Raw genomic sequence first — 23,329 nt, forward strand, 5'->3', positions numbered from 1 at the left:
CCCCGCGAAGACGCCCGTCAGGCCACCGGTGCCGTCGCAATCATCGAAGGCCGCTTGCTCACCTCGGCATACCACGCCGCCAAGCCGGGCTGGTGCTCCCGCCAGCCGAAATCAGGCTGGCGCAAGTCCAGGTACCCCAGCGCGCAGGCCACACCGATCGCAGCCAGATCAAAGCCCGATATCAGCTCCGCCAGGTGCTCCTGCTCCAGGTTGGCCAGGCTGCGGCGTATCTTCCCGCTCTGGGCCGTGAGCCAGCCATCCCAGCGCTTGTCCTCAGGACGCAGAAAGTGCTCATAGCGGCTCGACACGGACGCATCCATGATCGCATCGGCTTGCGACGCCAGGGTCATGCGCCGCCAACGCGCGGAACCTTCGCGCGGCAGCAGCGGCAGGCCGACATGCTGCAGGTCCAGGTATTCGCAGATCACCCGGCTGTCGTGCAGCACGGTGCCGTCCGCCAGGCGCAGGGCTGGAATCTTGCCAATGGGGTTGTCCTGGTTGAGCTGCTCGTCGCCGCTGACCGGGCTGATGTTCACAGGCTGCAGCGCGACCCGGTCGAGCTGGCCGGTTTCGTGGAGCACCACCATCACCTTGCGCACAAAGGGCGACAGCGGCGAATGGAACAGCGTCATCGTGGTCATGGATCAGTTGCCCTGCAGGCTGGGCGGCAGGCACACGCCAGTGCCACCGATCCCGCAGTAGCCATCCGGGTTCTTGGCCAGGTACTGCTGGTGATAGGCCTCGGCGAAATACACGGTCGGTGCCTGGTCGATCTCGGTGGTGATTTCACCGAAGCCGGCCTTGTTCAGCTCCGCCTGGAAGGTGTCGCGGCTGGCTTTGGCTTCCTCTAGCTGTTGCGGGGAGGTGCAGTAGATGGCCGAGCGGTACTGCGTGCCCACATCGTTGCCCTGGCGCATGCCCTGGGTCGGGTTGTGCAACTCCCAGAACATTGCCAGCAGCTCGCGGTAGCTGACCTTGTCCTTGTCGAACACCACCAGCACCACTTCGGTGTGGCCGGTCAGGCCCGAGCAGACCTCTTCGTAGGTGGGGTTGGGGGTGAAGCCGCCGGCGTAGCCGACCACGGTGCTGACCACCCCTTCTCGCTGCCAGAAGCGGCGTTCGGCACCCCAGAAGCAGCCCAGGCCAAAGATGGCGAAGTCGATGTTGCCTTCGAAGAATGGGCCGAGCAGGGGGGTGCCTTCGAACACATAGTGGAATTCGGGCAGGGACATTGGCGTTTCGCGGCCAGGCAGGGCCTGTTCCGCAGTCGGTAGGACGTTTTTGTTCACCAGGATTTCTGAACGCAGGACCATGGCCGTTCCTCTGTGTTTTTCAGTTGGATAGGTGTTGAGCCCTTCGCGGGGCAAGCCCGCTCCCACAGGATTGGTGTTCAGACGCGAACTTGTGGGAGCGGGCTCGCCCCGCGATGAGGCCCGAATGGGCTCTATAGTGCCCGAGCTTGCAGCCGCTGTCAGGCCATTGGACCGCGCGGGTAGCGCTTGAGTTTTTCCGCAAGCTCTCGCCCGGGAATCGGCCGGTCGAACAGGTAGCCCTGGCCCACATCACAGCGGTGCCGACGCAGGAATGCCAGCTGCTCCGGCGTCTCGATTCCCTCGGCCACCACCTTGAGCTTGAGGTTGTGGGCCATGGCCACCACCGCCGAAGTGATCTCCATGTCGTCCTGGTTGTCTGGGATCTCGTTGATGAAGCTGCGGTCGATCTTGATGATATCGATCGGGAATTTCTTCAAGTAGCTCAACGACGAGTAACCGGTGCCGAAGTCATCCATGGCCAGGGTAAGCCCCAGGGCCTTGAGTTCGTCGAGCTGGCGGTGCGTGTCTTCGGTCGCCTCCAGCAACAGGCCTTCAGTCAGCTCCAGCTCCAGCAGGTGAGGGGGTAGCGCTTCTTCCTTGAGGATCGAGCCAATCGAAGCCACCAAGTCGGGGTCGGAAAACTGCTTGGGCGAAAGGTTGATGGCCACGTGCAGGTTGCCCATGCCGGCTTCGCGCAGTTGCTGGCTCATGCGACAGGACTGGCGCACCACCCATTTGCCGATGGGGATGATCAGGCCGGTTTCCTCGGCCACGCTGATGAACTGGTCCGGGCGGATCATGCCGCGCTCGGGATGGTTCCAGCGCAGCAACGCTTCCAGCCCCAGCAACCGGCCACTGCGCAGGCACAGCTTGGGCTGGTAGAACACCTCCAGCTCGTTCTGGGTCAGGGCGCGGCGCAGGTTGTTCTCGACGAACAGCTTGTAGCTGGCTTCGGCGTTGAGCACCTCGGTGAACACCTGCACCTGGTGCTTGCCGTTGGCCTTGGCCTTGTGCAGCGCCAGGCCGGCGTTTTTCATCAGCGTGGTCGGGTCACTGCCATGCAGCGGCGCGCAGGCCAGCCCCACCGAAGCGGTGACGTTGATCAGCTGGTTGTCGACGAACATCGGCTTGTCGAGGGTACGCAGCAATTGCAGGGCGACGCCCTGGCCGTCTTCCAGGCTGGTGTCGTCGAGCAGCACGGCAAATTCGTTGCTGGCAAAGCGGGCAAGTACGCCACTGCTACTGAGGCTGTTGCGCAGGCGACGGGCCAGGCTCACCAGCAGTTTGTCGCCCGTCTGGTGGCCGAGGCTGTCGTTGATCCGCTTGAAGTTGTCGATGTCCACCAGCAGCAGGCAGATCGGGTTGTCGCCGTCGCGGGCGAAACGTTCGTCAAGGCTGCGGATGAACGCCGGACGGTTGCCCAGGTTGGTCAGGTTGTCCGTGTAGGCCAGGCGTTCGATGCGTTGCTGGGCCAGCTTGGTTTGCGTGACGTCTTCGTAGATACCGATGTAGTGGGTCAATTCACGGTTGTCGCCATACACCTTGGAAATCGACAGCTGCCCCCAATAGGGCTCGAGGTTCTTGCGCCGGCTCTTGAATTCACCTTGCCAGCTGTTGCCCATGGCCAGGCTCGACGGCGTGTCGAACAGCAGCTCGCTGAGGTTTTCCAGCGCTGGCAGCTCGGCCAGGTGATGGCCTTGGACCTCATCGGTGCTGTATTGGGTGATCGCGGTGAAGCTTGGGTTGACGTACTCCACCACGCCTTCGCGGTTGACCAGCAGAAACGCGCTGGCGCTCTGCTCTACGGCGCGCTGGAACAGGTGCAGCGCGCTGGCGGCGGTGCGCCGGTTGTGGTTGGTGATGACCTGGGCAAACTGGTCGGCCAGCTCGCCGGCAAAGGCGATTTCGTCCGATTGCCAAGCCCGTGGCTGGCCGGTCTGCTCCAGGCACAGCACGCCGATCACCTGACCATCGACACGGATACTGGCATCGAGCATGGCGTTGTTGTCGCCATACAGGCTGGCCGCTAGTTCGCGGGTACGCGGGTCGTGGTTGGCGTTGTGCGCGTCGATGGCGCGGCTGGCGTGCAGCGCGTCGAGGTAATCGGGAAAGCGGCTGGCGTCGATGGGCTCGGGCAGACGATGCGCCTGCTCAAGCCGGAACCACGCGCTGATCGGCTCCAGGCGCTGGTCTTCCAGGTACCAGATGCTGGCGCAATCGACCTTGTAGATTTCGCAGGCGCTGCGGGTGATCAGCTGGGCGGCTTCGAGCAGTGAGTTCTCTGCACTGTAGCGTTGGCGGGCGAGGCGCAGGATCAGGTCCTGCTGGCCGCGCACGCGGTCCAGGTGTTCGAGCTGCTCCTGCTGGGCACGCTGGTTGAGCTGCAGGGCCAGTTGCAGGCGATTGTTGCGCGACTCAAGGTCGTTGGCGTCCAGCTCCCCTTCATCTTCGGCCTGGTGTTCGAGCACCGTCAGAAAGCCGCGCAGCAGTTGGCGATTATGCTGTTTGTAGGCCTCACCGGCTTCGAGCAGGCACAGCGAACGCGGCTGGGCATGCAGGGTGTAACGTACGCGGTAGTAACCACGCGTGGCCAGTTGCCGTTGGATTTCGTCGTGCAGTTTGTAGCGGGCCTCGGGTTCCATGAGGCTGGCATAGGGCGAGTCGACCAGCGCGCAAAGCTCGGCAGCGGGCAGGCCAAACTGGCGCTCGCAGGCCGGGTCCAGGTAGAGCATTGCCCAGGTGGCTTCGTTGAGCCTTTCGAAACGCAGCATACCCAGCCGCGAGGGCACGGGAAGCTGCGTGACGACCTCGGCCGCCACACGGCTGGCGGCATCGGGTTGGCTTTTCATCGAGGACTCGCTTGAAGAGGGGGACGCGGCCTGGGCGGCGGCGCATCTGGCAAGGTTGCATCATGTCCCGAGGGCTGGCAAGCAGCCGTGTGGGCGTCATCTATATGTTTTCGGCTGCGGGGTTGGAAACTGTAGGTTGCTGCCGCTTTGGGGATGGTGTGCAGACCAATCGGCGGCAATAGGGGCACTGCTTTTTCCGTGGGAGCCGCGTGCCGGCGATGAGGCCCTCACAGGCAAAAAAAGCCCCGCCAAATGACGGGGTTGAGGTACGAGCGTGGCAGCTCGAAAAGGGTACCTGCCCCCCGAAGGGAGGCAGGCTGGCTGCGTGTTACAGCAGCAGGGTGCGGATATCCGCCAGCACGTCGCCCAGGCGCTTGGTGAAGCGCGCGGCGGCGGCGCCGTTGATCACGCGGTGATCGTAGGACAGCGACAGCGGCAGCATCAGTTTCGGCTGGAAGGCCTTGCCATCCCAGACCGGTTGCATGGTCGCCTTGGACACACCAAGGATCGCCACTTCAGGCGCATTGACGATCGGCGTGAAGCCGGTGCCGCCAATGTGGCCGAGGCTGGAGATGGTGAAGCAGGCACCCTGCATGTCGTCGGCCGACAGCTTCTTGGTGCGTGCCTTTTCAGCCAGGGCCGCAGCTTCGCCAGCCAATTGCAGCAGGCTCTTCTGGTCGACGTTCTTGATCACAGGGACCAGCAGGCCGTCCGGGGTGTCCACGGCAAAGCCGATGTGCACGTACTTCTTGCGGATGATGGCCTTGCCGCTGGGTGCCAGCGAGCTGTTGAAGTCCGGCAGTTCCTTGAGCAGGAAGGCGCAGGCCTTGAGCAGCAGCGGCAGCACGGTCAGCTTGACGCCAGCCTTCTCGGCCACGGCCTTCTGCGCCACGCGGAAGGCTTCCAGCTCGGTGATGTCGGCGGAGTCGAACTGGGTAACGTGCGGCACGTTCAGCCAGCTGCGGTGCAGGTTGGCAGCACCGACCTGCATCAGGCGGGTCAGGGCCACTTCTTCCACTTCGCCGAACTTGCTGAAGTCCACGGCCGGGATCGGCGGGATGCCAGCGCCGCCAGTCGCGCCGGCAGCTGCCGGTGCTTCCTTGGCCTTCTGCATGACCGACTTGACGTAGACCTGTACGTCTTCCTTGAGAATACGGCCGTGCGGGCCAGTCGCGGTGACCGCGCCCAGCTCGACACCGAATTCACGGGCCAGCTGACGCACCGCCGGGCCTGCGTGAACCTTGGCGTTGCTGCCGGCAGCCGGTGCGCTAGCAACCGGAGCCGGGGCAGCAGCCGGAGCGGCAGCGGCAGGTGCAGCAGCCGGAGCAGCTTCAGCCTTGGCCGGTGCAGCCGCGGCCGGTGCTGGCGCTGCGGCCGGGGCGGCGCCGGCGACTTCCAGCTTGAGGATCAGGTCACCGGTGCCAACTTCGTCGTCCAGCTTGGCAATCACTTCCTTGACCACGCCAGCGGCGGGCGAAGGGATCTCCATGGAGGCCTTGTCGGACTCCAGGGTGATCAGCGACTGGTCGGCTTCGACGGTGTCGCCGGCCTTGACCAGTACTTCGATGATCTTGGCCTTGCCCGACGAGCCGATATCCGGCACGTGGATGTCCTGCACGCTGGCCGCAGCAGGGGCGGCAGCCGGCGCTGGGGCGGCCTCGGCAGCTGGCTTTTCAGCGGCCGCTGCGGCAGGCGCCGGGGCCTCTGCCTTCTGTTCTGCGGCAGGCGCCTCGGACGCCGCAGCGCCCTCGGCTTCCAGGACCAGCAGCTCGTCGCCTTCTTTCAGGCGATCGCCCAGCTTGACCTTCAGTTCCTTGATGACGCCGGCCTTGGGAGCCGGGATTTCCATGGAGGCCTTGTCGGACTCCAGGGTCAGCAGGCTCTGGTCTGCCTCGATACGGTCACCGACCTTGACGAACAGCTCGATGATTTCACCTTCACCGCTGCCGATGTCAGGTACGCGAATGAGTTCGCTCACTTAAAAATACTCCTCAGCAGTCCAGTGGGTTGCGCTTGTCCGGATCGATGCCGAACTTGACGATGGCGTCGGCCACCACCTTCGGTTCGATCTCGCCACGGTCAGCCAAGGCTTCCAGGGCAGCCAGCACCACGAAGTGACGGTCGACTTCGAAGAAGTGACGCAGCTTCTTGCGGCTGTCGCTGCGACCGTAACCATCGGTACCCAGGACTTTGAACTCTTTGCTCGGTACCCACTGGCGAATCTGTTCGGCGAACAGCTTCATGTAGTCGGTAGAAGCGATGACCGGGCCTTTGCGGCCGGCCAGGCACTGCTCGACATACGTCTGCTGTGGCTTCTGGCCAGGCTTGAGGCGGTTGGCGCGTTCTACGGCCAGGCCGTCACGGCGCAGTTCGTTGAAGCTGGTGACGCTCCACACGTCGGCACCGACGTTGAACTCTTCACGCAGAATCTTCGCCGCTTCGCGAACTTCGCGCAGGATGGTGCCGGAGCCCATCAGCTGTACGTGGTGCGCGGCATCGCGGGTGTCTTCCTCGAGCAGGTACATGCCCTTGATGATGCCTTCCTCGACACCGGCCGGGATGGCTGGCTGCTGGTAGGACTCGTTCATCACGGTGATGTAGTAGAAGATGTCCTGCTGCTCTTCGGTCATCTTCTTCATGCCGTCCTGGATGATCACCGCCAGCTCGTAGCCGTAGGTCGGATCGTAGGTGCGGCAGTTCGGGATGGTGCCCGCCATCATGTGGCTGTGACCGTCTTCGTGCTGCAGGCCTTCACCGTTGAGGGTGGTACGGCCGGCGGTACCGCCGATCAGGAAGCCACGGGTACGGCTGTCGCCAGCGGCCCAGGCCAGGTCGCCGATACGCTGGAAGCCGAACATCGAGTAGAAGATGTAGAACGGCAGCATCGGCTGGTTGTGGCAGCTGTACGAGGTACCGGCAGCGATGAACGACGACATGGCGCCGGCTTCGTTGATGCCTTCCTCGAGGATCTGGCCCTTCTTGTCTTCGCGGTAGAACATCACCTGGTCTTTATCGACAGGCTCGTAGAGCTGGCCGACCGACGAGTAGATGCCCAGCTGACGGAACATGCCTTCCATACCGAAGGTACGGGCTTCGTCCGGGATGATCGGGACGATGCGCTGGCCGATTTCCTTGTCCTTGACCAGTTGCGCGAGGATACGCACGAAGGCCATGGTGGTGGAAATTTCACGGTCGCCCGAGCCGTCCAGGATCGCTTTCAGCGTTTCCAGTGGCGGGGTCGGCACGCTGAAGCTCTTGGCACGGCGCTGCGGCACGAAACCACCCAGGGCGGCGCGGCGCTCGGCCAGGTACTTAGCCTCGGCGGAACCTTCCTCAGGCTTGAAGAACGGCAGGTTCTCAAGCTCTGCATCCTTGACCGGGATGTCGAAGCGGTCACGGAAGTGACGCAGGCTGTCGACGTCGACCTTCTTGGTGTTGTGCGCGGTGTTCTTGGCTTCGCCGGCACCGGTACCGTAACCCTTGATGGTCTTGGCCAGGATGACGGTCGGCTGGTCTTTGTGGTTGACCGCCTGGTGGTAGGCCGCATAGACCTTGTACGGGTCGTGGCCACCACGGTTGAGCTTCCAGATTTCGTCATCGGACAGGTCTTCGACCATGGCCTTGAGCTCTGGGGTGTTGAAGAAGTGCTCACGCACGTAGGCGCCGTCTTTGGCCTTGTAGTTCTGGTACTCGCCGTCGATGACTTCGTCCATGCGGCGCTGCAGGGCACCGTTGGTGTCCTTGGCGAACAGTGGGTCCCAGAAGCGGCCCCAGACGACCTTGTTGACGTTCCAGCCACCGCCGCGGAACACGCCTTCGAGTTCCTGGATGATCTTGCCGTTGCCGCGAACCGGGCCGTCGAGGCGCTGCAGGTTGCAGTTGATGACGAAGATCAGGTTGTCCAGCTTCTCGCGGCCAGCCAGGGCGATTGCGCCCAGGGATTCCGGCTCGTCGCACTCGCCGTCGCCCATGAAGCACCAGACCTTCTGCTTGCCGGCCGGGATGAAGCCGCGGGCTTCCAGGTACTTCATGAAGCGTGCTTGGTAGATCGCCTGGATCGGGCCCAGGCCCATCGAAACGGTCGGGAACTGCCAGAAGTCAGGCATCAACCACGGGTGCGGGTACGAAGACAGGCCGTTGCCGTCCACTTCCTGACGGAAGTTGTTCATCTGGTCTTCGTTGATGCGGCCTTCCATGAAGGCACGGGCGTAAACGCCTGGCGAAGCGTGGCCCTGGAAGAAGATCAGGTCGCCGCCGTGTTCTTCGGTCGGGGCCTGGAAGAAGTAGTTGAAGCCGATGTCATACAGGGTGGCACTGGAGGCGAAGCTGGAAATGTGGCCGCCCAGGTCCGAATCTTTCAGGTTGGTGCGCATCACCATGGCCAGCGCGTTCCAACGCACCATCGAGCGAATGCGGCGTTCCATGAACAGGTCGCCAGGCATGCGTGCTTCGTGGGTGACAGGGATGGTATTGCGGTATGGCGTGGTGATCGCGTACGGCAGCTGGGAGCCACTGCGGGTGGCCAGCTCGCCCATGCGGGTCATCAGGTAATGAGCGCGGTCTTCGCCTTCTTTGTCGAGGACCGACTCCAGGGCATCCAGCCATTCCTGGGTTTCGATTGGATCGAGGTCTTGCATGGCTTGCTCCAGGGCGGAAAGGCCACCAGAATCGGGGGCCTGAGTTTGCGACTGGCCTTATGGGCAGACGTCGTGAATTCTTGGATTACCGGAGTGTGACCCGGCGGCGTGTAGTTTTACTACATTTGCTTTCGCATTTCATGCTTTTGCACGGTCGGGGTAGTAGTAAAACTACACAAATGTGACGTTTGGTCGCACCTTGGCTTGTGAGGAAAAACGTTCATGTTGGTTGGCGTTGTGTCGCGATCAGGTGATTCTTGATGTTTCTTGCCAATGATTCGTTTTTTTCAGCTATTTCCAACTTTTGTACGACAGTCCAACCGTGGTCCAGTTTCCTCGTGGCCGCTTTTTCCCCTCACTTTCACGCCGATCAAGGATAGACCATGCGCCTGCCTTTGCCGCTCGAACTGCCTGCCACCCTGCAACCGCTGGTCGCGCGTAATCAGCAGTTTCTGCTCGATGCGCTGGCTAGCCATCCACACCTTGACCTGAACGCTTGGAGCCCGGCGCACCGGCAACAGTTCGATCAGGTTGCCGCCGCCAGCGACTTCGTCCTGGGCCTGGCCCAGCGGGAGCCGGCCATGCTGTTCGGGTTGCTGGAAAGTGGCGAGGTAGACCGCCGTTATGCCCCGGGCGAGCTGCGCGGGCACATCGCCGCCGCGGCCCAGGCAGCGCAGGGGGAAGACGAGCTGGCGCGCAACCTGCGCCGTGAGCGCAACCGCCAGCAGCTGCGCATCATCTGGCGCGACATCACCCGGCAGGCCGAACTGGGCGAGACCTGCCGCGACCTGTCCGACCTTGCCGATGCGGCCATCGACGAAGCCTACCAGTGGCTGTACCCGCGCCACTGCCAGCAGTTCGGCACGCCGATCGGCAATCGCAGCGGCGAGCCGCAGCACATGGTGGTGCTGGGCATGGGCAAGCTGGGGGCGGTCGAGCTCAACCTTTCGTCGGACATCGACCTAATCTTCGCCTTCCCCGAAGGTGGCGAAACCGAAGGGGTCAAGCGCTCGCTGGACAACCAGGAGTTCTTCACCCGCCTGGGCCAGCGCCTGATCAAGGCGCTCGACCCGGTCACCGTCGATGGCTTCGTGTTCCGCGTCGACATGCGCCTGCGCCCCTATGGCTCGGCCGGGGCACTGGTACTCAGCTTCAATGCGCTGGAGCAGTACTACCAGGACCAAGGGCGCGACTGGGAGCGCTATGCCATGATCAAGGCGCGGGTGGTGGCCGGTGACCAGGCCGCAGGCGCGGTGTTGCAGGACATGCTGCGACCGTTCGTCTACCGCCGTTACCTGGACTTCTCCGCCATCGAAGCGCTGCGCACCATGAAGCAGCTGATCCAGCAGGAGGTGCGGCGCAAGGGCATGGCCGAGAACATCAAGCTGGGCGCCGGTGGCATTCGCGAGGTGGAGTTCATTGCCCAGGCCTTCCAGCTGATCCACGGCGGGCGCGACCTGAGCCTGCAGCAGCGGCCCTTGCTCAAGGTGCTGGCAACGTTGGAGGGCCAGGGGTACCTGCCGCCGGCCGTGGTTACCGAATTGCGCGAAGGCTATGAGTTTCTGCGCTACACCGAACATGCCATCCAAGCCATTGCCGACCGCCAGACGCAGATGCTGCCGGAAGACCACATCGACCGAGAGCGGGTGGCCTATATTCTCGGTTTCTCCGACTGGCAGGGCTTTCACGACCAACTGACCTACTGGCGCGGGCGTGTCGACTGGCATTTCCGCCAAGTCATTGCCGACCCGGATGACGAGGAGGGCGAAGGCGAGCTGGTGGTCGGTGGCGAATGGTCGCCGCTGTGGGAGCAAGCGCAGGATGAGGAAGCCGCTGGCCGTCAGCTGGAGGAGGCCGGTTTCCAGCAGCCTGGCGAAGCCTTACGCCGCCTGGCCGGGTTGCGTGCCAGCCCGCAGTTGCGCTCGATGCAGCGCATTGGCCGTGAGCGCCTGGATGCGTTTATCCCCCGGCTGCTGGCCCAGGCGGTGGAACACGACAACCCGGACCTGGTGCTGGAGCGTGTACTGCCCTTGGTAGAAGCAGTGGCGCGTCGGTCGGCCTACCTGGTGCTGCTCACCGAAAACCCCGGTGCCCTGCGCCGGCTGCTGACCCTCTGCGCCGCCAGCCCGTGGATCGCCGAGCAGATCGCTCGCTATCCGCTGCTGCTCGACGAGCTCCTGAACGAAGGCCGGCTCTTCAGCCCGCCGCTGGCGCCAGAATTGGCCGCCGAGCTGCGTGAACGGCTGACGCGTATCCCCGAGGACGACCTGGAGCAACAGATGGAGGCGTTGCGCCACTTCAAACTGGCCCACAGCCTGCGGGTGGCTGCCTCCGAGATCAGCGGCAACCTGCCGTTGATGAAAGTCAGCGACTACCTCACCTGGCTGGCCGAGGCCATTCTCGACCAAGTGCTGGCCCTGGCCTGGCGCCAGACCGTGGCGCGCCACGGCCAGCCGAAACGCAGCGACGGCAGCCTGTGCGACCCCGGCTTCGTGATCCTCGGCTACGGCAAGGTCGGCGGCCTGGAGCTGGGCCACGGTTCGGACCTGGACCTGGTGTTCATCCACGATGGTGACCCGCAAGCGGAAACCGACGGCGCCAAGCCTATCGACAGCGCGCAATTCTTTACCCGCCTGGGCCAGCGCATCATCCACCTGCTGACCACCCAGACCAACTCCGGCCAGCTCTACGATGTCGACATGCGCCTGCGCCCGTCGGGCGCTTCGGGGCTGCTGGTCAGCTCGCTCGGTGCGTTCGAACGTTACCAGCAGAACGAGGCATGGACCTGGGAGCACCAGGCCTTGGTGCGCGCGCGGGTGTTGGTGGGCTGCAAGCAGGTGGCAGCAGCGTTTGAGGGCGTGCGGGCCAAGGTGCTGGGGCAGCCCCGAGACCTGGACAAACTGCGTGCCGAAGTCAGTGAGATGCGCGCCAAGATGCGCGGCAACCTGGGCACTAAAGCCACCGCTGCCGGCACGGCGGCCAATGCCTTCGATGCGGGAGTAGCGTTCGACATCAAGCAAGATGCAGGCGGTATCGTCGATATCGAATTTATGGTGCAATACGCTGCTTTGGCCTGGTCGCACGACCATCCGGCCATACTCCGATGGACCGATAACATCCGCATTCTGGAAGAGCTGGAGCAGGCAGGGTTGATGCCGGCCAGCGATGCGATCCTGCTGCGTGAGGTGTACAAGGCATTTCGTTCGGCCTCACACCGCCAGGCCTTGCAGAAGCAGGCCGGGGTGATCGATGCAGCGCAGTTTGCCGATGAGCGCCGCCAAGTGCGGCGGATCTGGGGGCAGTTGGGGCTGACTTGAGGCCCAATGGAGCCTCGGTGGTACACTGTCCGCCACATAGCCTGAATATAAAGAGGGGAGGCCAGGCTGTAATGCAGCCTGCAGCCTCCCCGAGCGTTTCTGGACTAAGCATGAGAATACTGATCATTGGCCCCAGCTGGGTCGGCGACATGGTAATGGCGCAGACCCTGTTCCAGTGCCTGAAACAGCAGCACCCCGACTGCGTGATCGATGTGCTGGCGCCCGAGTGGAGCCGGCCGATCCTCGAGCGCATGCCCGAAGTGCGTCAGGCCTTGAGCTTCCCGCTCGGCCACGGCGCGCTGGAGCTGGCTACGCGCCGGCGTATCGGCAAGTCCCTGGCCGGCCAGTACGACCAGGCGATCCTCCTGCCCAACTCACTGAAGTCGGCGCTGGTGCCGTTCTTTGCTGGCATCCCCAAGCGCACCGGCTGGCGCGGCGAGATGCGCTTGGGCCTGCTCAATGATGTGCGCAAGCTGGACAAGGCCCGCTACCCGCTGATGATCGAGCGCTTCATGGCCCTGGCTTATGCGCCGGGGGCTGAACTGCCGCAACCCTACCCACGGCCAAACCTGCAGATCGAAGCGCAGAGCCGCGACGCCGCGCTGGCCAAGTTCGGGCTGGAGCTGGACCGCCCGGTGCTTGCCCTGTGCCCAGGTGCCGAGTTCGGTGAGGCCAAGCGCTGGCCGGCCGAGCACTACGCCGAGGTGGCCGATGCCCTGATTCGCCAGGGCTGGCAGGTGTGGCTGTTCGGCTCGAAGAACGACCACCCTGTCGGCGAGCAGATTCGCGACCGGCTGATCCCGGGTCTGCGTGAAGAATCGTACAACCTGGCAGGCGAAACCTCGCTGGCCGAGGCCATCGACCTGATGTCCTGTGCCAATGCGGTGGTGTCCAACGACTCGGGCCTGATGCATGTGGCGGCGGCGCTGAACCGCCCGCTGGTGGCCGTTTATGGCTCTACCTCGCCAGGTTTCACCCCGCCATTGGCCGAACAGGTGGAGGTCGTGCGCACCGGTATCGAGTGCAGCCCGTGTTTCGACCGCACCTGCCGCTTTGGCCACTACAACTGCCTGCGCCTGCTGGAGCCTGGCAAAGTCATCGCTGCCCTGCACAGCCTGGGCGGGCCGAACCTGATCGATGCCGTGGCCGAGGTCGACTAAGTGCGGGTACTGATCATCAAGACCTCGTCGCTGGGTGATGTGATTCACACCCTGCCGGCGCTCACCGATGCCGCCCATGCGATACCGGGCATCCGTTTCGACTGGGTGGTGGAAGAAGGCTTTGCCGAAATCCCCAGTTGGCACCCGGCGGTCGATGAGGTTATCCCGGTGGCCATTCGCCGCTGGCGCAAGCATCTCTGGCAGACCATCAGGAGCGGCGAGTGGAAGGCGTTCAAGCAACGCGTGCGCGCACGCAAGTACGACCTGGTGATCGATGCTCAGGGCCTGGTCAAGTCGGCCTGGCTGACTCGCCTGGTCAAGGCGCCGGTGGCGGGCCTGGACCGTTACTCGGCCCGCGAAGGCTGGGCCAGCCGCTTTTACGACCGACGCCTGTCGGTTGCGGTAGGCCAGCATGCGGTGGAGCGAGTGCGCCAGTTGTTCGCCCTGGCCCTGGCCTACGACCTGCCCGAGGGCATTGGCAACTACGGCCTGGACCTCGACCGCCTGCAATTGCCGCCGGCGGCGCCCTACGTGGTGTTCCTGCACGGCACGACGTGGGCGACCAAGCACTGGCCCGAGGCGTACTGGCGAGAACTGGCCGAACGTCTGGGCCGGCGCAAGCTGCAGGTGCGCCTGCCATGGGGCAACCAGGCCGAAAAGGATCGTGCCGAGCGCATTGCCCAGGGCTTGAACAACTGTCAGGTGCTCCCCAAGTTGAACCTTGCCGGTGTCGCCCGGGTGCTGGCGGCGGCCAAGGCCTGCGTAGCAGTGGATACCGGCCTGGGCCACCTGGCGGCGGCACTGGATGTGCCGACCATCTCGTTGTTCGGCCCCACCAACCCAGGCCTGACCGGTGCCTATGGCCGCGTTCAGGTGCACCAGGCCAGCGACTTCCCCTGTGCACCGTGCCTGCAGAAAAAGTGCACCTATAAACCGAGCGCCGACGACCTGCGCCGGTTCGATCTCAAACGCGAGTGGCCCTTGTGCTTCACTCGCCTGAATCCCGAGCATGTGGCGAGCCGCTTGAGCGCGTTGCTGCTGGCTGAGGATGTTCGTTGATGCAACTGGCTTTCGTGCTTTACAAATATTTCCCTTTCGGCGGGCTGCAGCGCGATTTCATGCGCATTGCCCTGGAGTGCCAGAAGCGTGGTCATCAGATTCGCGTGTACACGCTTATCTGGGAAGGCGACATCCCGCCGGGCTTCGAGGTGTTGGTGGCGCCGGTCAAGGCGCTGTTCAACCATCGCCGTAACGAGAAGCTCAGCGCCTGGATGGCGGCAGACCTGGCCAAACGCCCGGTCGACCGGCTGATCGGCTTCAACAAGATGCCAGGTTTGGACGTGTACTACGCCGCCGACGGATGCTTCGAGGACAAGGCCCAGAATCTGCGCGGTGGCCTGTACCGACGTTGGGGCCGCTACCGGCACTTTGCCGAGTACGAGCGGGCGGTGTTCGCCAAGGACGCCCATACCGAAGTATTGATGATCTCCGAGGTGCAGCAACCGCTGTTCATCAAGCACTACGGCACGCCTGTGGAGCGCTTTCACCTGTTGCCACCTGGCATTTCCCAGGACCGCCGCGCGCCGGCCAATGCCGCCGAGATCCGCGCCGAGTTCCGCAAGGAGTTCAACCTGGGCGATGACGACCTGCTGCTGGTGCAGATTGGCTCGGGCTTCAAGACCAAGGGCGTGGACCGCAGCCTCAAGGCCCTGGCCGCGCTGCCTTCGGCGTTGCGCAAGCGTACCCGGTTGATGGTCATCGGCCAGGACGACCCCAAGGTGTTCCAGTTGCAGAGCGCTACCTTGGGCCTGGGCGAACAGGTGCAGTTCCTCAAGGGCCGCAGCGATATCCCGCGGTTCCTGCTCGGTGCCGACCTGCTGATTCACCCAGCCTACAACGAGAACACCGGTACCGTGCTGCTCGAGGCCCTTGTGGCCGGGTTGCCGGTGCTGGTGTCGCAGGTGTGTGGCTATGCCCATTACATCGCCGAGGCCGACAGCGGGCTGGTGCTGGACGAGCCGTTCGAACAAGAGCAGCTCAACCGCTACCTGCAACGCATGCTCGAAGACCCACAGGCCCGTGCCGAGTGGTCGCGCAATGGCCTGGCCTTTGCCGATACCGCCGATTTGTACAGCATGCCGCAGCATGCCGCCGACGTGATCCTGGGGCAGGAGACCGCATGAAGCTGATACTGGCCGAACCGTTCAAGCGCCTGTGGGCCGGGCGTGATGCCTTCGAGGCTGTGGAGGCCTTGCAAGGCGAGGTCTACCGTGAGCTGGAGGGGCGCCGCACGCTGCGTACCGAGGTCGATGGCGAAGGTTTCTTCGTCAAGATCCACCGGGGCATCGGCTGGGGCGAAATCTTCAAGAACCTGCTGACCGCCAAGCTGCCGGTACTCGGTGCCGGCCAGGAATGGCGGGCCATCCAGCGCCTGCATGAAGTCGGCGTGCCGACCATGACCGCGGTCGCCTACGGTGAGCGCGGCAGCAACCCGGCCACCCAGCATTCGTTCATCGTCACCCAGGAGCTGGCGCCCACCATCAGCCTGGAAGACTTCAGCATCGATTGGCTCAGGCAGCCGCCGGAGCCACGGCTCAAGCGTGCGCTGATCGCCGAGGTGGCGAAGATGACGGGCGGCATGCACCGCGCCGGGGTCAACCACCGCGACTGCTACATTTGCCACTTCCTGCTGCACACCGACCGCCCGGTGACGCCAGAAGACTTCAAACTGTCGGTGATCGACCTGCACCGCGCCCAGACCCGGGCGAAAATCAGCCGCCGCTGGCGTGACAAGGACCTGGCCGCGCTGTATTTCTCGGCGCTGGACATCGGCCTGACCCGGCGCGACAAGCTGCGTTTCCTGCGCGGTTACTTCCAGCGCCCGCTGCGCCAGGTTCTCGCCGACGAGGCTGCGTTGCTCGCCTGGCTCGATCGCAAGGCGCAGAAACTCTACGATCGCAAGCAACGCTATGGGGATGCACTCTGATGGCGGGTTGGACACTGGCGCCAGGTTACGAACACCTGGCGGCGGACTTCGGCAGTCTCAATGCGGTGTTCGCCCTGCAGGGCGAGCGCCTGACCCGCGACCCGTTGAGCGAGGTCGTCCGCATCGAGCGTGACGGGGTCAACTATTACGTCAAGCGCTATACCGGTGCCGGCAAGCACATGCGCCGTTACCTGGGCCGGCCGCGTATCAAGGCCGAATGGCAGAACCTCAAGCAGTTCGCCAAATGGGGTATCCCCACCGCCGAAGTGGTGGCTTGGGGGCTGGAGCGCAATGGCCTGGCCTTCGGCCGTGGGGCGATGATCACCCGCGAGTTGCCGCGTACCGAAGACCTCTCGGCGCTGGCCGAGCGCAATGACCCACGCCTGGCCGACCGTGCCTGGGTCGACCACATCAGCCGGCAACTGGCGCGTCACACCCGTGTCATGCACCAGCACCGGTTTGCCCACAACGATCTGAAGTGGCGCAACCTGCTGGTCGATGACCAGGGCACGCTATTCTTCATCGACTGCCCGACCGGCGACTTCTGGCGCGGCTTCATGTGGCGCCATCGGCTGATCAAGGACTTGGCGTGCCTGGACAAGGTCGCCAAATACCACCTGTCGGCAACCCAGCGCCTGCGGTTCTACCTGCAGTATCGCGAGCGCGAGCGCCTGAACGCGCGCGACAAGCGGCGGATTCGCCAGGTGCTGAGCTTTTTCGAGGGAAGGGAATGACCGATTACCTGGCCAGCGCGGACCTTGCGCTGCTCAAACGCCATGGCCTGAACGACTTTGAGGCGCTATGGGCGCTGCAGCTCGACGCCGTGGACGAACCCAACACCGGCCGTGGCGGCTGGAGCAGCGTCTTCCGCCTGGAGCTCGAAGGCAAAGGCTATTACCTCAAGCGCCAGAGCGACTACCTGACCCGTACCCTGCACCGGCCCTTCGGCGAGCCGACGTTCGCCCGCGAGTTTCGCAATATCAGCCGTTATCAGAAACTGCACATTCCCGCCCTGCAGGCGGTGTTCTACGGCGAGCGCAAGCAGGGCGGCCAGCACCGGGCGATTTTGCTGACCCGCGCCCTGGATGACTGGAGCGACCTGGAAAGCCTGTTGGCCCAGTGGCCACAGCTCGACGATGCGACCCGCCTTGGCATCCTCCAGGCCTGTGGCCAGCTGGCGCGTACGCTGCATGCCGCTGGCCAGGTGCATGGCTGTTTCTATCCCAAGCACATCTTCCTGCGTCAGCGCCGTGAAGGCTGGGATGCCCAACTGATCGACCTGGAAAAGACCCGGCCGCTGTTGTTCGGCATGCGCGACCGGCTGAAGGACCTGGAGCCACTGCTGCGGCGTGCCCGTGCCTGGAGCGAGGCAGATGTGCGCCAGTTGCTGGCGGCTTATCTTGCCCAGCCGGGCGACAGCGCCCTGGTCGATAACTGGCTGCAACGCCTGACGCAACGCCGTCGTGAAAAAGAGGCCCGCTGATGCGTTTGTCTGAACTCAAAGGTGCCGGGCGCAGCCCATCGCTGCCGCTTGCCGTGACCCTTGCCGATGCCGCTGGCAGTGCCGAGTTGCAACTGCTGAGCCTGCTGCGGGTGTTGCCGGGCCAACGCTATGTGGGAGCGGGTATATGGCGTGGCACGCCGGTGCTGGCCAAGTTGTTGGTGGGTGGTAATGCCGCCCGCCACTTCCAGCGTGAGCTGGAAGGCGTGAAGTTGCTCGCCGAACAAGGCCTGACCACGCCCCGTCTGCTGGCCGATGGCCTCAAGGAAGGCGAAGGCGGCTGGTTGTTGTTCGAATACCTCGATGGCGCCCAAAGCCTGGCCGATGCCTGGGCCGCGGTGGAGCACCTGCCGGTGCTCGCCGATGAGCAGCACCTGGTGCTTGGCGAGGCGCTCACTGCCGTGGCGCAGATGCATGCCAAAGGCCTCTGGCAAGAAGACTTGCACTTGGACAACCTGCTGCGCCATGGCGGCAAGCTGTACCTGATCGATGGTGCCGGCATCAAGGCCGAGACCCCTGGGCAGCAGCTTTCGCGCCCGCGTGTGCTGGAAAACCTCGGGGTGTTCTTCGCCCAGTTGCCCAAGCGCCTGGAGCCGTTCATCGAAGAGTTGCTGGTGCATTACCTGCTGGCCAACGCCGAACACGCGTTGCCGATGGAAGCGCTGCAGAAGCAGGTGGACAAGGTGCGCACCTGGCGCCTGAAGGATTATCTGGAAAAGGCCGGGCGCGAATGCACGTTGTTCAGCGTGCAGCGCAACCTGTCCGGGCTGCGGGCGATCTGCCGCAATGAAGTGCAGAACATGCTGCCGGTGCTGGAACAGGCTGACGCACTGATCGACCAGGGGCACCTGTACAAGACCGGCGGTGCGGCCAGCGTGGCACGCATTGAGGTGAACGGCCGCAAGCTGGTGCTCAAACGTTACAACATCAAGAACACCGCTCACTGGTTCAAACGCTTCTGGCGCCCCAGCCGGGCCTGGCACTCCTGGATCGAAGGCCACCGCCTGGCGTTTCTCGACATCGCCACGCCGCGCCCGCTGGCGGTGCTCGAACAACGGGTCATGGGCTTGCGCAGCCGGGCCTTCCTGGTCACCGAGTTCGCCGATGGCCCAGACCTTACAGCGTGCTTCGCGCCCTATGTGGAAAACGGCGATGCGCCCGAAGAGCAGGTCGATGCCTTGGTGCACCTGATGCAGCAACTGATCCGCGAACGCATCAGCCATGGTGACTTCAAGGGCCATAACCTGTTCTGGCAGAACGGCCAGTGGTCACTGATCGACCTCGATGCCATGTGCCAGCATGCCACTCAGCTCAGCTTCGCCCAGGCATACGCCCGTGACCGGGCGCGCCTGCTGCGTAACTGGCCCAGTGGCAGTGCCTTGCATCAGCGCCTGGAGCGTTTGCTGCCCAAGCTCAACGAACAAGGCTAGGGCAGCGGCAGCCAGTCGCTGCTGCGTCCCGCCTGACGCACACGGATTCGCCACTGGCCGCCCTGCCAGCGAAGGACGGCCCAGGGCACCACGCCAGCCTCCTCGGCGCCGGGTATGGGTAGGTGATAATGGCCGGGCAACAGGTGACGGCGTAACGGTAACTTGCCGCGGCGGGTGTGCAGATAAAACTGGTCGGCGGCCTGAAACAGGCCGTCCACCCCGTCGACCGGGGAGCCGTCGAGGGGTACCTGCGCGCGGCAATCTTCGAACAGGCGCTGCAGGTCAGGCAGGCCGTCATACCACAGTACCGGCGAGTCGATCACCCAATTGCCATTGGCAAGGCGCTTTATCGGCTGAGTCAGGTAGGCGTCTGGCTGATTCGGATCGATGGCTCGCCAGCGGCGTCCGTCGAAGGACACCTTGAAATAGCGCTTATCGGCATCCTGAATGAAGTATTCGGAAAAGCCCTCGAAGGATGACACCTTTTCGTACACCTGCTCGCCATACACGCCGTCAATTCGATACCGCAGACTGCCGGTAGGGGCCGCGACGCTGAAGCGCTGAGGCAAGGGCATCGGGGGTTGCTTGGGCATGCCGCGCATGATGCGGCGCATCATGCCGGTGCTGGCAAGGCTGGTACCCGCATCGTTGATGTAGCTGAGCGCGTTGTACGCATGGTTCAGCACCCCATTGAGGTCTTCCTCGCGATAGGCCTCGATGCCGTTCCACACCTCCAGCACCATGCGCCCCAGTGCCAGTGGGATCATCACTTTGACCGGCAGGAAAACACTGATCAGGTCCAGCAAGGTCATGGCAAAGGTCAGCGCCTGGCTGGCATCGACTTGCGCAGTGGTGTGGCTTTCGGCATCGACCGCAGCCAGGAGGCTGCGTACTTCGGCGTGGTAGCAGGCGAAGAACAGATCGTCATCGACGGCGGGGGTCCGCAGGGCTTGGCCCAGCCCGCCTTTGAGCAACAACTGTTCGACCTTGGCCGCCGGCAGAAGGCCCAGACGCTGGGCGATGTAGTGGCGCAGGGCGGGCTTCTCGCGCAACTGCCTGAGCAGCGCACGAGGGCTGGAATACGAGCGCCAGGCGCGTCGGTCGGGGGCGTCTGGCGTGTAGAGCACGAACGAGGTGACGCTGGGGGAGGGACTGGCCAGCAGCAATACGCCTTGCAAGGTGTGTTGGTTGACCAAGCACTGGTGAACGGTTACGACATGTCCGTCCACGGGCGGGCGCAGGGTGTTGTGCGGCTGCGACAACACCTGCTGCACCCAGCGGTAATCGCGCTCCGACCAGGCGGGCGACAGGTGCCCGGCATAGCGCGCCTTGGTCGCTTCGGCGCGCATACGAGCCTGATTGACCTTGGCGTGGGCGTGCAGGCGCCAATGGCCTACGGGCGAGTCGATCAACTGGGTGCGCAGGTAGTTGCTGTAGCCATCGCCAACATTCAGGCTCCTGACCAGTGTCTTGATGTAGGCGCTGGTCAGTTCCCTCGGGGGGGCCGTGCCATCCTTGGCGATCACCCGTGCCGTCAGCCAGTAGTCCCAGTCGAACCAGGCCAGGTTACGCATGGCCAGCTCATCGAGTGGGTAGCTCACGTGAACGGTTTCCACCATCTGGTCCTTGACCTTTTCGAACCCCCGCCAGGTGACGTAGCTTGAGGGTTGCAGTGGGTAGATCCAAGGCCCGCTCTGGCGTGTGTGGGTGACGGCGACGTGCACGTTTTCCGGCGCCAATGCCAACCCTAGGTCGCTGCGAAGGTGCGCCTGCAGACGTTCTCTGACCCAGTGGCGTAGCGTGTTGCTTTGGCGGAATTGCCGCAGCGTGAGAATACCGGGTGCAGCGACGCTTTGCCCCACCGCGACGAGTTCCTGCATGCTTTGCATGATGTGCGTGAGCACGGCGGTGCTGGCCCCGCGTAACCAACTGGGCAGGTTCTTCTCGAGCAGCAGCGCGTAGCGGGTGTCGAGCAGTGCCTTGCTGCCTGCTTCAGCGCCGATCGCAATGGCCTTGCACAAGGTTTCGCCAGCGTCGGACGCACCCTGCGCCAGGGTTGCCCAGGCAAGGTTCAGGCGTTGCCGCTGGGCCTCGAGCAGGTATTGGACTTGTGCCTGCAAAGGATCATCGGCGTACCATTCATAGTGCAGGCGGTCGGCCTGCCGTGCGTTTTCCCTATGCCGCTGGCTCACCAGCAGTTGCAGGAGCGGCGCACTTTGCAGGGGGTCGGCAAGGCGTTCGCACAATTCCTGGTGCAGTTCAGTAAGCGAGGGGTAAACCTCTATGCCTTGGCACAGCCCGCAGAGCAGTACCGGGCCGGTTGCCTGCTCAGGGGTGAGGTTTTGCCCTTCCTCCATACCGGTGGCGATCACGAACATGCCGGGCAGCGCGGCCCGCCATGCCGGGCTGCTGCGCGACAGTACCGGGCGATAGGCCTGAGCCCGCTGAGCCAGCGGCTGGGGCCGCCGTTGCCAGGCGTAGGGCAGGTCGAGAAAGGTGCTGATGACGGTGGCCAGTGACGCATCCAAGGTCTGGTCTGCCTGACGCAAGGCGGCTTCGGCGTGCATCATCGCGCGGCGGATGTCGGCCAGGCGAACCTGTCGCGAGCGGCCTTGGCCGTCAGCGACGGCCCAGAACTCGGCAAGTTCACCCTGCAACTGCTGGCGCGATGGCAGCGGCTGCGTGGGCGCCGGTATGGCTTCGAGCAAGGCCAGCAATTGCTGGTTGAGTAAGTCGATACGTTGTAGGGGTAGCATGCTCAGCTCCTGGCTTCAGGGAGCGGGCAGGGTGAATGGGCGCGCAACGGGCAGGTGGTTGCCGGCTACCTCACCGCCACAGGGCGCGCAGGCTCAGCCATGCCGGTACGCCCAGGCCAAGCGAGGCGAGGATGTCCCAGGCACCATCACCCAATAGGGCGGCAAACAGCCCCAGCGCGCCGAGCAGGGCGATGACGGCCGGCCAGGCGAACACCCGGGCGGTGGACTGTGAACGGTGACTCATGCCTTGGCCTCCCGGGAGCGGCGATGCTTGCCGAGCCAGAGGTACACGCCACTGCCGAGCACGATGATGGTCAGCACGTCCAGCACGGCCCACAGGATTTGCATCGGCCGGCCGCCGTAGTCGCCGAAGTGAAGCGGTTGCGACAGGCCCATGGCATCCATGTACCAGGGGCGCTCGCCGACAGCGGTCACCTCTAACGTGCGCGCATCGATCAGCACAGGCGTGAACAGGTGCGAGCTAAGGTGCGTGGCGCCTTTCATGAACACCGCGTAATGGTGTTCGCTGGAAAAGCGGGTACCGGGGAATGCGATGAAGTCTGCGCGCATGCCGGGCGCGGCCTGTTCAGCGATGGCCAGCAGGTGCGTAGCCGGGGCGCGCTCGCTGAGCGGCGGGGCATCATGATAGGGCGCGATCATGGCGGCCAGGCTGTCGTTGCGCCAGGCGGCGATCACCAGGTCGGAGAGTGCGCTGATTACCCCGGTCACCCCAACCGTCATGGCCCAGGTGAGGGTGACGATACCGATCAGGTTGTGCAGGTCGAGCCAGCGCAGGCGGCGCGACTTGTCATGGCGCACGGTAGCGAAGCCCAGGCGGCGCATGAACGGCGCATAGAGCACGGTGCCAGAGATGATCGCGAGCACGAAAAGCACCCCCATGAAGGCCAGCAGCAGCTTACCTGGCAGGCCGGCAAACAGGTCTACATGCAAGCGCAGCATGACCATCATGAAGCCGCCGTTGGCTGCCGGCATGGCCATGGCTTCTCCGGTGCGGGCATCGAGCATGAAGGTGTGCGACGAATTGGGCTCGGTGGCGGCGGTGGCGGCGGTAATCGCCACCACGCCATTGCGCTCGTCCTCGTCGTAGCCGAAGTACTGCAGCACTTCGCCAGGGCGGTGTTGCTGGGCCTTGAGCACCAGTTGCTGCAGGTCCAGGTGCGCAGTATTGGCAGGCATTTCGCGCAGCTCAGGGGCGTCGCCGAGCATGTGTTCGAGCTCGTGGTGGAAGATCAGCGGCAGGCCGGTGAGGGCCAGCAACAGCAGGAACAGGGTGCAGACCAGGCTGCTCCAGGTGTGGATGAAGGACCAGCGGCGGATGGTTTGGCTTTTCATTTCATTTTGTTTCTCGAGGTCCAGAAA

The 23,329-nt window shown here is 64.0% G+C and carries 16 protein-coding genes; 8 read left to right on the plus strand and 8 right to left on the minus strand.

The window, feature by feature from the left end; translation table 11 throughout:
* Window positions 1-17: 17 nt before the first annotated feature.
* The 5 genes from APH34_RS22660 to aceE all read right to left on the minus strand — a co-directional run bounded on the left by APH34_RS22660 (window position 18) and on the right by aceE (window position 8,799).
* The gene (locus APH34_RS22660) at window positions 18-641 is read right to left on the minus strand and encodes a glutathione S-transferase (RefSeq protein WP_054903026.1); all 624 of its coding nucleotides are present in this window, start codon (window positions 639-641) and stop codon (window positions 18-20) included.
* Window positions 642-644: 3 nt separating this feature from the next.
* Window positions 645-1,313 (minus strand): peptide-methionine (S)-S-oxide reductase MsrA, encoded by a 669-nt coding sequence (gene msrA, locus APH34_RS22665; protein ID WP_054903027.1) that lies wholly within the window; start codon window positions 1,311-1,313, stop codon window positions 645-647.
* Window positions 1,314-1,471: 158 nt separating this feature from the next.
* Window positions 1,472-4,162, minus strand: a complete 2,691-nt coding sequence (locus APH34_RS22670) for a bifunctional diguanylate cyclase/phosphodiesterase (RefSeq protein WP_054903028.1) — start codon at window positions 4,160-4,162, stop codon at window positions 1,472-1,474.
* Between the two features lie 328 nt (window positions 4,163-4,490).
* Window positions 4,491-6,140 carry a dihydrolipoyllysine-residue acetyltransferase gene (gene aceF / locus APH34_RS22675; RefSeq protein WP_054903029.1) on the minus strand — a complete coding sequence of 550 codons (1,650 nt, stop codon included), beginning with the start codon at window positions 6,138-6,140 and terminating at the stop codon, window positions 4,491-4,493.
* A gap of 13 nt (window positions 6,141-6,153) precedes the next feature.
* Window positions 6,154-8,799 carry a pyruvate dehydrogenase (acetyl-transferring), homodimeric type gene (gene aceE / locus APH34_RS22680; RefSeq protein WP_054903030.1) on the minus strand — a complete coding sequence of 882 codons (2,646 nt, stop codon included), beginning with the start codon at window positions 8,797-8,799 and terminating at the stop codon, window positions 6,154-6,156.
* Window positions 8,800-9,182: 383 nt separating this feature from the next.
* On the opposite strand from aceE, the gene glnE reads away from it, so the two are divergent.
* The 8 genes from glnE to APH34_RS22720 all read left to right on the plus strand — a co-directional run bounded on the left by glnE (window position 9,183) and on the right by APH34_RS22720 (window position 19,193).
* Complete coding sequence (gene glnE / locus APH34_RS22685; protein WP_054903031.1) at window positions 9,183-12,116, plus strand: bifunctional [glutamate--ammonia ligase]-adenylyl-L-tyrosine phosphorylase/[glutamate--ammonia-ligase] adenylyltransferase; 2,934 nt, start codon at window positions 9,183-9,185, stop codon at window positions 12,114-12,116.
* A 110-nt stretch (window positions 12,117-12,226) separates the two neighbouring features.
* The gene (gene waaF / locus APH34_RS22690) at window positions 12,227-13,276 is read left to right on the plus strand and encodes a lipopolysaccharide heptosyltransferase II (protein ID WP_054903032.1); all 1,050 of its coding nucleotides are present in this window, start codon (window positions 12,227-12,229) and stop codon (window positions 13,274-13,276) included.
* Window positions 13,277-14,335 (plus strand): lipopolysaccharide heptosyltransferase I, encoded by a 1,059-nt coding sequence (waaC, locus tag APH34_RS22695; protein ID WP_054903033.1) that lies wholly within the window; start codon window positions 13,277-13,279, stop codon window positions 14,333-14,335.
* Window positions 14,335-15,459, plus strand: a complete 1,125-nt coding sequence (locus APH34_RS22700; RefSeq protein ID WP_054903034.1) for a glycosyltransferase family 4 protein — start codon at window positions 14,335-14,337, stop codon at window positions 15,457-15,459. The genes waaC and APH34_RS22700 overlap by 1 nt, the downstream gene beginning before the upstream one ends.
* Entirely contained in the window at window positions 15,456-16,262 is an 807-nt protein-coding gene (rfaP, locus tag APH34_RS22705) for a lipopolysaccharide core heptose(I) kinase RfaP (protein ID WP_054903035.1), read from the plus strand. The genes APH34_RS22700 and rfaP overlap by 4 nt, the downstream gene beginning before the upstream one ends.
* The gene (locus APH34_RS22710) at window positions 16,262-16,996 is read left to right on the plus strand and encodes a lipopolysaccharide kinase InaA family protein (RefSeq protein ID WP_054903036.1); all 735 of its coding nucleotides are present in this window, start codon (window positions 16,262-16,264) and stop codon (window positions 16,994-16,996) included. Before rfaP ends, APH34_RS22710 begins: the two co-directional genes overlap by 1 nt.
* Complete coding sequence (locus APH34_RS22715) at window positions 16,993-17,745, plus strand: lipopolysaccharide kinase InaA family protein (RefSeq protein WP_054903037.1); 753 nt, start codon at window positions 16,993-16,995, stop codon at window positions 17,743-17,745. The genes APH34_RS22710 and APH34_RS22715 overlap by 4 nt, the downstream gene beginning before the upstream one ends.
* Entirely contained in the window at window positions 17,745-19,193 is a 1,449-nt protein-coding gene (locus tag APH34_RS22720) for a lipopolysaccharide kinase InaA family protein (protein WP_054903038.1), read from the plus strand. The genes APH34_RS22715 and APH34_RS22720 overlap by 1 nt, the downstream gene beginning before the upstream one ends.
* Here APH34_RS22720 and APH34_RS22725 read toward each other — a convergent pair.
* The 3 genes from APH34_RS22725 to APH34_RS22730 all read right to left on the minus strand — a co-directional run bounded on the left by APH34_RS22725 (window position 19,190) and on the right by APH34_RS22730 (window position 23,302).
* On the minus strand, window positions 19,190-21,949 hold the full coding sequence (locus APH34_RS22725) for a dermonecrotic toxin domain-containing protein (RefSeq protein ID WP_054903039.1): 2,760 nt from the start codon (window positions 21,947-21,949) through the stop codon (window positions 19,190-19,192). The genes APH34_RS22720 and APH34_RS22725 overlap by 4 nt on opposite strands.
* A 70-nt stretch (window positions 21,950-22,019) precedes the next feature.
* Window positions 22,020-22,193 carry a hypothetical protein gene (locus tag APH34_RS29645; protein WP_177337048.1) on the minus strand — a complete coding sequence of 58 codons (174 nt, stop codon included), beginning with the start codon at window positions 22,191-22,193 and terminating at the stop codon, window positions 22,020-22,022.
* Complete coding sequence (locus tag APH34_RS22730; RefSeq protein WP_054903040.1) at window positions 22,190-23,302, minus strand: PepSY domain-containing protein; 1,113 nt, start codon at window positions 23,300-23,302, stop codon at window positions 22,190-22,192. Before APH34_RS22730 ends, APH34_RS29645 begins: the two co-directional genes overlap by 4 nt.
* Window positions 23,303-23,329: the final 27 nt, after the last annotated feature.

It is taken from the genome of Pseudomonas sp. NBRC 111131, from assembly GCF_001320525.1.
Taxonomy (GTDB): domain Bacteria; phylum Pseudomonadota; class Gammaproteobacteria; order Pseudomonadales; family Pseudomonadaceae; genus Aquipseudomonas; species Aquipseudomonas ceruminis.